This window comes from Clostridium psychrophilum, assembly GCF_018861705.1.
Lineage (GTDB): Bacteria > Bacillota > Clostridia > Clostridiales > Clostridiaceae > Clostridium_AD > Clostridium_AD psychrophilum.
The window spans coordinates 1-12,321 of sequence record NZ_JAHLEC010000037.1 but is presented as its reverse complement, the minus strand read 5'-3'; the positions used below and the strand labels follow the sequence as shown (position 1 = coordinate 12,321).

The window sequence follows — 12,321 nt, the reverse complement described above, 5'->3', positions numbered from 1 at the left end:
TCACCTATAGCCTAAATAAGACAAAGAAAGGTTTGTTTTAACTGCGTTAATTAGAATCATTTTAATTAAATGTTTATATAATTAATGATTTCCCAAATCTTGATATAATTAATACCGGAGATGTCGATTGTTGCAGTATTTTTTTTAATGTCAAAACAAGTAATATATCCTTCTTGCAATATTGTTTCGAGTAAGTTTTTATACTCAGATTTATTTAGTTCAATTTCATCAATCGTAGGTATTTTATTTTCTTTATTTATAGTATTTAATATTTTATATATTAGTTCATCAATTTTTTCATCCATGTTTAATCACCTCCATAAAACTTACATTCTATACAAAAGAGGTAATATCCTTCTATTTTAACATATTTAAACTTATTAAATATATATTAACTAATTGAATAAAGATATTATGTTATTTTATGTGGAAACAAAACATAGTTACAAGTAATTAGTATAATACTAAAAATTATTGTAATTTAAGAATTTAAAAGTTCTGGGAATTAAGAAAATGCAAAGAAGATTAACATTCTTTGCATTCCCATGTTGTTTTTAAGTTTCTATAATTATTGCTATAACTAGTTTTAGTTTATAAGTTAATTACTGTTGTAAATAATCCAGTTAATAATCTGGAATATAAATTTATATATCTTGGATATCTTCTTTCTGAATATCAACTATTTCTGCATCACTATTATTTTCTATAAAAGTTATAATATGTTCCATGGTAGAATCTAGTTGCGAGGATGTTCCACATATACTTGCAATTCCTATAACTATTGTTTGATGAATATCTTGATCATCTATTTCTGCTACCGATATGTTGAATTTGTTTTTTAACTTTTGAATTATACTTTTTACAACCATTCTTTTTTCTTTCAATGAGTGTGACCATGATGCTCTTAGAGTTATTTTCATAAGTAAAATTCTCAAATGCTATTCACCACCAATTTATTATAAATATAATTTAGTGTCAATCCTTCTATCATAATCTGACCAATTTCCAGGCTGTGTTTTATCTTTTATTTGAGCAATTTTATTCATAGTAGCATCAGTGGAATCTGCAAAATTAACTATAAATGATTCTTCCATTTTCATGCCTCTTGGAGAACCAAATTCAGGTTTTCCATGATGTTGAACTATACATCCTTTTATTCTAGTAACGAAGTCATCTGAATAAAGTGCTTTATTTTCGCGAACAGCATTATCTATTAATTCTACTCCGATAACAATATGTCCTTCCATTTCTCCTCTAAGAGTATATTTAAAAGGACCATCAAAATATAATTCATATACCTTTCCAATATCATGAAGTTTTGCTGATAGTAAGGCTATTTCTGTTCGTTTACATTCATATCTTTCACAAAGTACTGAGGTTAAATACATAACATTTAGAGTATGTTCTGCAAGACCACCTATATAATTATGGTGCATAGATACTCCACCTATACCTCTTTTAAATTTATCTAAGAATACCTCATCCTTAAAAAAATAGTCATTCATTGCTTTACCTTCATTTGAAATTATATATTTATCTGTGAGTGCGTCTATTTCTTTCATAATATCTTCAATAGGTCTTTTAACAGTTGGTAAATAATCTGAAAGATCATAATTCGTAACAAATTCATATTTCTTGACATCTAAATTTTTATCTTTGAATCCCTCAACTGCAATTACGCTTCCTTCTTTAATATCTCCATTTTTGTTAGGAATATTCGCTTTTACTTCTCCACTTTTATCTACCAATATGCAAACAAACTTAGAAGAATCTTTGAACATTATTTTCATTACCATTAATGATATTTTTATATTAGTACCACTTTTTATATCACATAAAAAATTTTCTTTAGTAATCATTTTTTCCTCCGAATAAAATTTATTTTTTAAATAGAGTATCTGTTAATAAACTATTTGTACTTATTACTGTACCATATTTACGTCTATATGACTAATACTTAGACAATTGGGTATTTATTAATACTGTGTAGGTATTAATCTAATAATTTAAGGCAAAATAAAGTTAACGATATTATAATATAATTAATTTAAATGAAGGGGAGGATTTAGTGAAAAGCGAGGAAAGTTTAAAGGTTATTCCGTTAGGAGGACTTGGAGAGATAGGTAAAAATATTACTGCTATTGAATATATGGATGAAATTATTGTTATAGATTGTGGTGTATCATTTCCAGATGAGGGAATGTATGGTGTAGATTTAGTGATTCCAGATATAACTTATTTAATAAATAATGCTAAAAAAGTAAAAGGTATCTTTTTAACTCATGGACATGAAGATCATATAGGGTCTATTCCATACATTCTAAAACAATTGAATGTGCCTATTTATGGTACTAAGCTAACCTTAGGGTTAATTGAAAATAAACTAAAGGAGCACAATATATTATCCAAGTGTGACCTTCGTAATGTAAACGCTGGAGAAACAATAGAACTAGAAAATCTTAAAGTTGAATTTATAAGGGTAACTCACAGTATAGCGGATTCCTGCGCTATTGCCATTCACTCACCACTTGGTGTTATATTACATACTGGTGATTTCAAAATTGATTATACCCCTATTGACGGATTAGTCATGGATCTAGAACGTATCTCAAATTTAGGTAAAGAGGGCGTACTGCTTCTTATGGCTGATAGTACAAATGTGGAACGTGAAGGCCATTCAATTTCCGAAAAAACTATAGGAAAAACTCTGACTAGAATATTTTCTAATGCAGAGGGAAGAGTCATTGTAGCCACATTTGCTTCAAACATTCATAGAATTCAACAGATTGCGGATGCCTGCGTAAAATATGATAGAAAAATTGTGTTTAGCGGAAGGAGCATGGATAATATCTCACAAGTAGCTATGAATCTTGGATATCTTCATATACCGGAAGATTTTCTTATAAGCATAGATGAAATGCGTAATTACCCCAATAAAAGTATAACAATAATAACTACTGGTTCTCAAGGAGAACCAATGGCAGGACTTGCAAGAATGGCTTTTGCTACTCATAGAAAAATCTCACTAGAACCTGAGGATTTGGTTATTATTTCAGCATCTCCAATTCCAGGCAATGAAAAACTTATTTCTAAAGTTATCAATGAGTTATTTAAAAAGGGAGCAGAGGTAATTTATGAGGATTTAGAAGAAATACATGTATCCGGACATGCATATCAAGAAGAACTAAAATTAATTCACGCATTAGTTCATCCTAGATATTTTATGCCAGTTCATGGTGAATATAGGCATTTAAAAAAACATGCTAAGTTAGCACAAAAATTAGGTATGCAAACCAAAAATATATTTACTATGGAAACAGGTCAGGTTTTAGAACTTACACAAAATGAAGCTAAAATTATAGGGAGGGTGCACACCGGATCGGTATTTGTAGATGGACTTGGTGTTGGAGATGTTGGAACTGTAGTGCTTAGAGATAGAAAGCATTTAGCTGAAGATGGTATGCTCACTATAGTTGTAACTTTAGAACGGGAATCTTATAGTATTATTGCAGGACCTGACATAATAACTCGTGGCTTTATATATGTAAAAGAATCGGATAAGTTGATAAGTGAAGTAAAAGAGATTGTTAGGATTGAACTTAATAATTGCTTAGACGATAAAGTTATTGAATGGCAGGTATTAAAATCTAACATAAAAAAATCCGTAGAGAGATATTTATATGAAAAAACAAGGCGTAGACCGATTATTCTTCCAATTATTATGGAAATTTAAACAAATAAGTAATTACTAAATAACTATATTGTTATAAGTGTTTTTGCTAGAAGTTTTAATCAAGATGGTTATAAATTTATATCTATAAAAGATTTGAAATGGCTCTACATTAACTTCATTTTTGCAAAATATTTGTATGGTAAAACAGCGAATATTTTACTATACAGTATTTTCGTTTATTTTATAATTCAACTAATTTACGGATAATATATTATCTTAAAATTTTAGTGTAACAACATCACTTAAACCTAATTATTAAAATACGAGATAAATAGAGCTAATTATCTGAAATATGTGAATAATTTTTTAAATCAAATGTAAACTTAAATAAACAAATATAGTGATATAATATACAAGTAAAAATATTGAAAGGGAAATAGCATGAAACTGATATATATATATTTTATATAATAATAACCTATAGAAAATGGTTTGAAAAATTTGAAAGCAGTAAATGTTTGATTAGATAGAGGTTATAATTATGGATTATACTTTAGTTCTAACGAATTGCTTAATTTAAAGGAGAAAAATACAATGAAGATAATCATGTTTAGCGCAAGAGAAGAAGAATGTATTATGTCTAACGAGTGGGGAAAAAAGCATGGTATTGAAATTAAAAACGTTTCTGAACCTCTAACTATGGAGAATATCAATCTAGTTAAAGGCTATGATGGACTTTGTCTTTGCCAAATAAAGAAAATAGGTAAAAAAATTTACAAAGAATTAAATGCAATTGGAATAACTCAAATATCATCACGTACAGCAGGGGTCGATATGTTTGATATATTCGAGGCTACAAAACATGGATTAACTATTACAAATGTACCAGTTTATTCACCTAATGCAATTGCGGAGTATGCGGTAGCAGCTTCACTTAATATTACCCGTCATGTGATGAAAATTGCAGAAGCAATGAAACGACAAGATTATCGTTGGACTAAAGATATATTATCTAAAGAAATTAGATCTATGACTGTTGGAATTGTTGGAACTGGAAGAATTGGATGTATAGCAGCACGAATTTTCAAAGCATTTGGTGCTAAAGTTATAGGTTTTGATTTATATCCTAATGACAAAGCCAAAGATTGTATAGAATATGTGGATACCCTTGATGAACTCGCAAAGCAAGCAGACTTAATTTCATTGCATATGCCAGCTACAAAGGATAATTTTCATTTATTTGATAAAACAATGTTTGATAAGATGAAAGATGGCGTCTTTTTAGTCAATACAGCTAGAGGAACAATTGTTGATACAAAAGCATTAATCGAAGCTTTAGATAGTGGTAAAGTTGCTGCAGCGGCTTTAGATACATATGAAAATGAAGGCGATTACTATACTTATGATTTCTCAGGAAAAAAAGTTAGTGACGAGATATTAAAAGAACTTACAACAAGAAATGATGTATTAATAACACCACATACAGCATTTTATACGGAAGAAGCAGTTAAAGCTTTAGTTGAAGGTGGGTTAGATGGAGTTTACGACGTTATTGAAAATGGTGTAAGTGAAAATAAAGTGAGTTAACAAAAATGATAGGTTTAAAGTGAAAGCCTGCCAATGAATAATATTTTTGTGATATTTATGAACGCGTATTATTATATATATAAATATAAAACTTAGATACATACAATAATGTGATTAACCCGCTATAAATTTATAGCGGGTTAATCACATTATTATTTAAGAATTGAAGATTCATCTTTTGTAGGAGATTCCTTAGTGGCGCCACCGACGCTACCACAAGTTTTTGAACTATAATTTCCCCAATCAATGTCCTTAGATGTTTTTATTCCCATAAGATTAGCTTGCTCAGTTCTACTTTTCACATTATTTATTTTTTCATCCATGAAAACACCATCCTACTATTTTATACTATAGTATAGTATTTGAATTATGGTTTTAAATTATGTATTTTATTATGTAATTACTTGATGAATTAATAGTGGCTTTATTGCATTATAACTAATTGAAATATAAAGAATTGCAAAAGCTCCTGTTTAATATTATTTCAAAAGTCTTTTGGCAGTATATTGATCTGTTATTAAAACATTAGCATTTTTACCTTTTAATGCTCCTTGAATTGCTTTTAATTTTAGTTTACCACCTGCAACTAGGATAGATTTTTCTTTCTGTTTTAGTGCATCTATAGAGATACCTATGGTGCGATTATTAATTTCATCATTACAAATTTCACCATTTTCGTTAAAAAAACGAGAGCAAATGTCTCCTACACTGTTTTGTTTTAAATTCTGTTTTTCTGCTTCACTTAAATAACCTAGGCGGAAAAGTAAAGCGTCATCTCTAACGGTACCAACTGTAAATATTGCTACATTGGCATTGATACCCATTTCTATAGTATCTTTAATATTACGGTCTTTTTCAACCATTTGTCTTAAAATATAATTATCCAAAATCACCGGTAGCGGCAAATATCTTGGCAATGTCTGAAAAGCTTTAGCAAAAAGTCCAATTGTTTCTGATGCATATGTATTTACCTCAGAATGACTAATGCCACCTTTTAACTGAACAACCTCTACATCCTTAACATTTTGCAAGGTAAGTTCTTTTGCAACTTTATACATTGTTGTTCCCCAACTTACTCCAAGAATATCTCCGTTTTTTATGATTTCTTCTAAGTATTCTGCTGCTTTTTTACTAATGCATTCTATGTTAGAAACATAACCATCTTTTGGGGAGAAGGCAACACGAGCATCTAATAGACCATATTTCTTTTTTAATTCTTTAGCTATATTATCTAAACTTGTGAATAGATCAATAATATTTATTTCAACATAACCACTTTCTTTGGCATATTGAAGAAGTCTTGATATAGTTGGTCTTGATATTCCAAGTTGTGATGCAATTTGCTGCTGACTGTAATCTGATTCATAATAAAGTTTTGCCACTTTAACACTTAATTTTTGTTTTTCATAATCCACAGGATTAATCACCTATTCCTTTTATTTTAATTTTAATCTTAGGAATATTATATAATGATTTACTCAACAACGCAAAAGCTTAACTAATATAAAAAGCTATAATTAAAAAAATTATTAACTTAATATAAGTATTTTTACAGGTGAATTGGTTTTAATTAATTGAATTTTTGGAACCAACGGTATATTATATATGGTATAATTGATAAAAATTGTCGTATTAGGAGGCTACTAAATGAGTTATTTTAGTGCAATAGGTAAAAAAGATGTAGTGAATAGTAATGTTTGAGGTTAAAGTGCCTGCTACAAGTGCCAATATGGGACCTGGACTAGATACTCTTGGAGTTGCTTTCAAACTCTATAATAGATTTATAGTTGAAGAGATAGAAACTGGACTTGAGATTTTAGGTTGTGATGAAAAATATGCAAACAGTAATAACTTGGTTTATAGTTCGATGTTAAAAACTTTTGAAAAACTTGAAAAAGTTCCAAAAGGTATTAGGCTAACATTTAAAACAGATATACCAGTTAGCGGAGGCCTTGGAAGCAGTGCTACATGTATATTGGCAGGGATAGCAGCTGCTAATAGAATTTGTGGAGATGTATTAACAAAACAGGAAATATTAAATTTCGCTTGCGAAATTGAAGGGCATTCTGATAATGTTACTCCTGCATTGGCTGGAGGAATGACCGTTTCCATTATAACGAAGGGAGTTATCCATTATAATAAAATTCCAATTAGTGATGGTATAAAATTTTGTGTGTTAATTCCTAAACTACAGTTAGCAACTGAGGATTCTAGGGCAGTGCTCCCTCAAAGAGTACCTTTAAAAGATGCAGTTTTTAATGTGGGTAGAGTTTCGATGCTCATTGTAGCCCTTGTTAATGGTGATTATGAAGGGGTAAAGCTCGCTTGTAAAGATAAGCTTCATCAGCCTTATAGAATGGGTTTAATTGAAAATTATTCAGAAATTACAAGTTTTGTTCATGATACAAAAGCATTAGGAGTATTTCTTAGTGGGGCTGGACCAACAATTATGGTAATGCTCAAAAAAGATGATAACAGCACTGAAAAAAAATTGAATGAATTTTTAAAAGGTCTATCCGGTTATTGGGAAACTCTTAATTTAGAAATCGACCAAAGTGGTCTAGAAATTATAGATTTATAACTTAGGGATGCTAAAACTGCCAAATGTATTTTGACGGTTTTTTTGTCGTTAAGATATATTTTATTAGATTTATTCAAATAATACTAATACCAAAGTAACTATGTTGTAGAAATCAAATTTTAAAAATGTTATAATGATAACAATAATTAACTTTATAAAGAAAATAAGGTAAGTAATGCAATACTAGGTTTGAAGAATACTATAGATAAAACGATAATCTTATAATGAATATAAGTATTATTGGTGGGTGCTATTTTAAAATAAATGTTACAAGAGATAATAATGTTTAAAGAAAATTAATATAAGGGAGGGACAAACATGGAAAGATTAGAAAGAGTTTTAGGTGGACTATTAGGGATTGCATGTGGTGATGCTTTAGGGGCAACTCTAGAGTTTACTCCCAAATATATAGGAGTAAAAAAGTATGGCTTTCATACAGATATAATTGGTGGAGGAGAAATGGAGCTAAGACCTGGAGAAGTTACAGATGATACAGTTATGACAATTGCGGTTGGGGAGGGAATCATTGAAGAGCCTAATGCACCAATACCAGCAATTGGAAGAAAGTTTGTTGAATGGTATGAGACTGATCCAACTGATATCGGAATAACATGTCAAGATGCTATAGGTGAATTTATTGATTGTGGGGATTGGAATAAAGCAGGTCGTAGAGTTTTTAGATATTCAAATGGAATGAATGCAGGCAATGGTACTTTAATGAGATGTATTTCTGTTCCTTTATTTTATAGAGAGTTTGATAAAATGGTTGAGATAACAAAAGCACAATCAGATATGACTCATTATAATGTAAAGGTTTCGGAGGCTTGCATTTTATATAATACAATAATTTATAAATATTTAAATGGTGGAGAGAAGATAGAGACAATAAAAGAAGTTCTAGAAGGGCATGAGGAATACAATAAAGTGTTCAATATGAGTAAAAAAAATCTTAACGCCTCAGGGTATGTAGTGGATTCATTTCAGTGTGCATTATGGTGTTTCATTAACAATTCAAATGTTGAGGATATAATCTGCGAGGCAGTTAATTTATATGGTGATCCAGATACAATAGGTGCTATAGCAGGTGGGCTTGCTGGTGTTTATTATGGATATACAAGTATTCCTAAAAGGTGGAAAGAAAAGATAATACTAAAGGACAAATTAGTAGAACTAGGAGAAAAATTAAATATTATGGGTGCACAGTAATTATTTAAGCCTTATAATAAAAATTATATGGAATATATTGTAAGAAAAATAAAAGTGATTATATGAGTTCTATATTATCAATAAAATTAATAGACTACTGATATTTAGATATCAATTGTCTATTAATTTTATTTAGAACACGTTTTATGCAAATGCATAATTTATATAGTAAATGAATATAGAGATAAAAATATCTTCTTTTTATTGTTTTATAGAACAAAAGAAGGGTCAAGCTATTTTTTTATTACTAGTTGCTGATTTTATAGTGCTACCAAAAACCCAAAATCTGTATCCTAAGAAATTAACTATTTGAGCAAGTACCATTGAAATAATCTTCGCAATGAAAGGATTCATAGAATTATTTTTCAGTAATATACTTAAGCCTATCAAACTTACACCTAAAGAGGCTGAATTAACAACAATAAATTGTATGATTTCTTTCGTTGTCTTTTTATTCGTTTTAGTATCTTTAAAAGTCCAAAATTTATTTAAAATAAAACTATTTAAAGTACCACTTGAGTAGGAAATTACTTGACTTATAATATAGTTAATACCAAATAAACTATTGAGCAAAGAAAATACTCCAAAGTCAATAAGGGTATTTAAACCGCCTACACAACTAAATTTTGAAAGACACTTAAAGTTTCCATTATTTATAATTATATTGTAAATATTTTTAGTATTAATCATATAATTCACTCCTTTATATATCTATCTATATTTATAGTAACAAAAGAATCTATAAAAATTAGCAAAAGATTATGTTAAAATTATGTTAGATTTATAGAGAAGTGAAAATGAACATAAACAAATAATAAAAGGAGCATACAAAGTAACTTAGTATGCTCCTCTTACATATAGTTAAACTATTTAATCTTCTCATTTGGCATAGGTCTATTTGCTTTATTATGATTATGATGGTGAGAGCCGTGATGATTTTCATGGCATGTAATGATTACCTTGTTTGCTTGAGACTGACTTATAGTACCATTGTCAACAAGAGACTTTAAAGGATTTACATGATTTATTCTTTTGCTATTCATATATGTTTTACGTTGCACTTCAGTCATTGTTCTAATTTTCTTGAAATCTGCTTTTTTTAAAGCTTGACCTTTAGTTATAGCAGATTTGACCTTATTTGCTTGATCTTGAGTTAGAGTCTTGTTTGTTATAAGCTTTTTTAAATCTGAATCTAATCCTTGTTGTTTTTTAATTTCCATTTGTCTACATTCAACATTTGAATGTTCTTTTTTATGAACGGTTAATGTTGTATTAGTAGAAGCAAAAGTTGTACTAACAGATGATATAAGCATGCCGCCGGTAATTAATCCAGTTAATATTTTAGTTCTTAAAGATTTATTTTCCATTTTAATCTCTCCTCATTAATTTGTTTTTATAACTTCTTTGTTTTAATAGTTATGCCCACAAATAATGTCAGAGAGATGTCAATATTGTGTCTATTTAAATTATTTTGTGTACTTTTTATAAATTATATATTATTTTCTTATCAATTGATTTTTTAGAATTTTCTAATAAGTTTTAATAAGTTAGTATAATTACCTCTAATATAAGATACACTGTTACTTTTTAGATTCTTGTCTTATAAATAAAGATAGTATAAGACTAATTAAAATGATTATGACCGCAATTGTCATGGAATAGCGGAAACCACTATATAGTGCTTTAATATTATTTTCATGAAGATTTACAGTGAGTGTATTACATAAAAATTTATTCTGACCTGAACTCATAAGACCTATAAATAAGGTTGAACCAATTGCTGCTGCTATCTGCATTGAAGTACTTGTTATAGCGATACCATCAGCTTGGTTTTCGCTTGATAATTGATTAAGTGCAGTTGTTTGAGAAGATAGTATCACAAGTGCTGCGCCAAAACCTACAAAACAATATAATATGGAGATCGTTTTCGCAGTAGTTGTTGGTTCAACACGGGATAATAACCACATAAAAATACAAATTATTGAAATTCCAAAGGGTATTATTTTTTTTCCACCTATTTTGTCAAAAATTTTACCAGCAAATGGTGTCGTTAGCCCGCTAATAAGAACCGATGGAAGTAAGACAAGAGCTGAAGTTAGCGGAGTCGTATTTAAACCATTTTGCAATAAGAGTGGTAATAATACATTCATTGAGAATAGAACCATTTGTATAATTATAATAAGTATTATACATAAAAAGAACATTGGACGCTTAAATGCACGTAATTCTAACATTGGTTCCTTTAAGAATAATTGACGCTTAGTAAAAAAAATTAATCCTATTAGTCCAACAGTAAACGATGCAATAACAACTGATCTATTTGCTGATGCGTCATTTATAGAACTTATACCATATATTATGCCACCAAAGCCTATAGTTGATAGCATAATAGATAGAAAATCAATTTTAGGTTTTGTTATTTTGGAGACATTTTGTAAAAACAATATACCACCAATTATTGACACAAGAACAAATGGAATTAATATAATAAATAGTGATTGCCATTGAAAAAATTGCAATAATATTCCTGAAACCACCGGACCTAGTGCTGGTCCTATTAAAATTGCACAAACACATAATCCCATGGTTGAGCCACGTTTTTCAGGAGCTGATATTGTAAGAGCAGTATTCATCATTATAGGTACTAGCATTCCTGTACCTGTGGCTTGTATCATTCTTGCAATAAGAAGGGCAGTAAAAGAGGAAGAGATTACAGCCATTAGTGTTCCTAATAAAAACAATATCATTGCAGTTAAATATAGTCGCCTTGTAGTGTAGCTATGGATAAGGAAAGCTGTTACAGGTATTAGAATGCCAACTACTAACACATACCCTGTGGAAAGCCACTGCACAGTGGAAGCTACAATATTCATATCTATCATAAGTGGTGCAAAGGCTACATTTAATATGGTTTCATTGAATAGTGATAGAAACCCTCCGAATAGTAGCACAGCCATAGTAGCTTTTATATTATACTGCTTTTTTATAACTATATTGGTATTATCAAGTCCCATAAAATTACCCCCATTCAATAGAATTATCTAATTTTAAAATAATAAAGAATGTTGCTGCGAGTATTATATAAACACTTACTAATTGTAATTCTTCTAACCACAATTAGACTGTCCATCAATACAAACTTTGTTTGCAATAATTACTGTTACCCTATGTGTTAAGATAGTTGTCGTAGAGAGAAATATAGTATACTATACTGTATAGGCTTTACGAGAGGAGCAATAAAACATGGTGAGTAAAATTGGCTATTCTGAAGAAG

At 29.4% G+C, this 12,321-nt stretch carries 12 protein-coding genes; 4 read left to right on the top strand and 8 right to left on the bottom strand.

The genetic code is table 11. From position 1 onward, the window contains the following. Positions 1-65: 65 nt before the first annotated feature. The 3 genes from KPL38_RS09730 to KPL38_RS09720 all read right to left on the bottom strand — a co-directional run bounded on the left by KPL38_RS09730 (position 66) and on the right by KPL38_RS09720 (position 1,859). Positions 66-305, bottom strand: coding sequence for a hypothetical protein (locus tag KPL38_RS09730; protein WP_216288948.1), 240 nt, complete (start codon positions 303-305; stop codon positions 66-68). Positions 306-644: 339 nt separating this feature from the next. Beyond that, complete coding sequence (locus tag KPL38_RS09725; protein ID WP_216288947.1) at positions 645-935, bottom strand: DUF503 domain-containing protein; 291 nt, start codon at positions 933-935, stop codon at positions 645-647. Between the two features lie 21 nt (positions 936-956). Then, positions 957-1,859, bottom strand: coding sequence for an HD domain-containing protein (locus KPL38_RS09720; protein ID WP_216288946.1), 903 nt, complete (start codon positions 1,857-1,859; stop codon positions 957-959). A 209-nt stretch (positions 1,860-2,068) separates the two neighbouring features. On the opposite strand from KPL38_RS09720, the gene KPL38_RS09715 reads away from it, so the two are divergent. Both KPL38_RS09715 and KPL38_RS09710 read left to right on the top strand, forming a co-directional pair. Beyond that, a complete protein-coding gene (locus KPL38_RS09715; RefSeq protein WP_216288945.1) occupies positions 2,069-3,733 on the top strand; it encodes a ribonuclease J in 1,665 nt (554 codons plus the stop codon). 534 nt (positions 3,734-4,267) lie between these two features. Beyond that, complete coding sequence (locus KPL38_RS09710) at positions 4,268-5,260, top strand: D-2-hydroxyacid dehydrogenase (protein ID WP_216288944.1); 993 nt, start codon at positions 4,268-4,270, stop codon at positions 5,258-5,260. Positions 5,261-5,412: 152 nt separating this feature from the next. Here the strand turns inward: KPL38_RS09710 and KPL38_RS09705 are convergent, their stop codons facing one another. Together KPL38_RS09705 and deoR are read right to left on the bottom strand one after the other, a co-directional pair. Continuing rightward, entirely contained in the window at positions 5,413-5,583 is a 171-nt protein-coding gene (locus KPL38_RS09705) for a small, acid-soluble spore protein, alpha/beta type (protein WP_216288943.1), read from the bottom strand. A gap of 156 nt (positions 5,584-5,739) precedes the next feature. Further along, positions 5,740-6,675, bottom strand: coding sequence for a DNA-binding transcriptional repressor DeoR (deoR, locus tag KPL38_RS09700; protein WP_216288942.1), 936 nt, complete (start codon positions 6,673-6,675; stop codon positions 5,740-5,742). A gap of 278 nt (positions 6,676-6,953) precedes the next feature. On the opposite strand from deoR, the gene thrB reads away from it, so the two are divergent. Together thrB and KPL38_RS09690 are read left to right on the top strand one after the other, a co-directional pair. Continuing rightward, complete coding sequence (gene thrB / locus KPL38_RS09695; RefSeq protein WP_216288941.1) at positions 6,954-7,841, top strand: homoserine kinase; 888 nt, start codon at positions 6,954-6,956, stop codon at positions 7,839-7,841. Positions 7,842-8,159: 318 nt separating this feature from the next. Continuing rightward, positions 8,160-9,047 carry an ADP-ribosylglycohydrolase family protein gene (locus KPL38_RS09690; RefSeq protein ID WP_216288940.1) on the top strand — a complete coding sequence of 296 codons (888 nt, stop codon included), beginning with the start codon at positions 8,160-8,162 and terminating at the stop codon, positions 9,045-9,047. A 228-nt stretch (positions 9,048-9,275) separates the two neighbouring features. On the opposite strand, the gene KPL38_RS09685 is transcribed toward KPL38_RS09690, so the two are convergent. The 3 genes from KPL38_RS09685 to KPL38_RS09675 all read right to left on the bottom strand — a co-directional run bounded on the left by KPL38_RS09685 (position 9,276) and on the right by KPL38_RS09675 (position 12,061). Further along, positions 9,276-9,737 carry a GtrA family protein gene (locus KPL38_RS09685; RefSeq protein ID WP_216288939.1) on the bottom strand — a complete coding sequence of 154 codons (462 nt, stop codon included), beginning with the start codon at positions 9,735-9,737 and terminating at the stop codon, positions 9,276-9,278. Positions 9,738-9,913: 176 nt separating this feature from the next. After that, positions 9,914-10,414, bottom strand: a complete 501-nt coding sequence (locus tag KPL38_RS09680) for a hypothetical protein (RefSeq protein ID WP_216288938.1) — start codon at positions 10,412-10,414, stop codon at positions 9,914-9,916. A gap of 213 nt (positions 10,415-10,627) precedes the next feature. After that, positions 10,628-12,061, bottom strand: coding sequence for a DHA2 family efflux MFS transporter permease subunit (locus tag KPL38_RS09675; RefSeq protein ID WP_216288937.1), 1,434 nt, complete (start codon positions 12,059-12,061; stop codon positions 10,628-10,630). Positions 12,062-12,321: the final 260 nt, after the last annotated feature.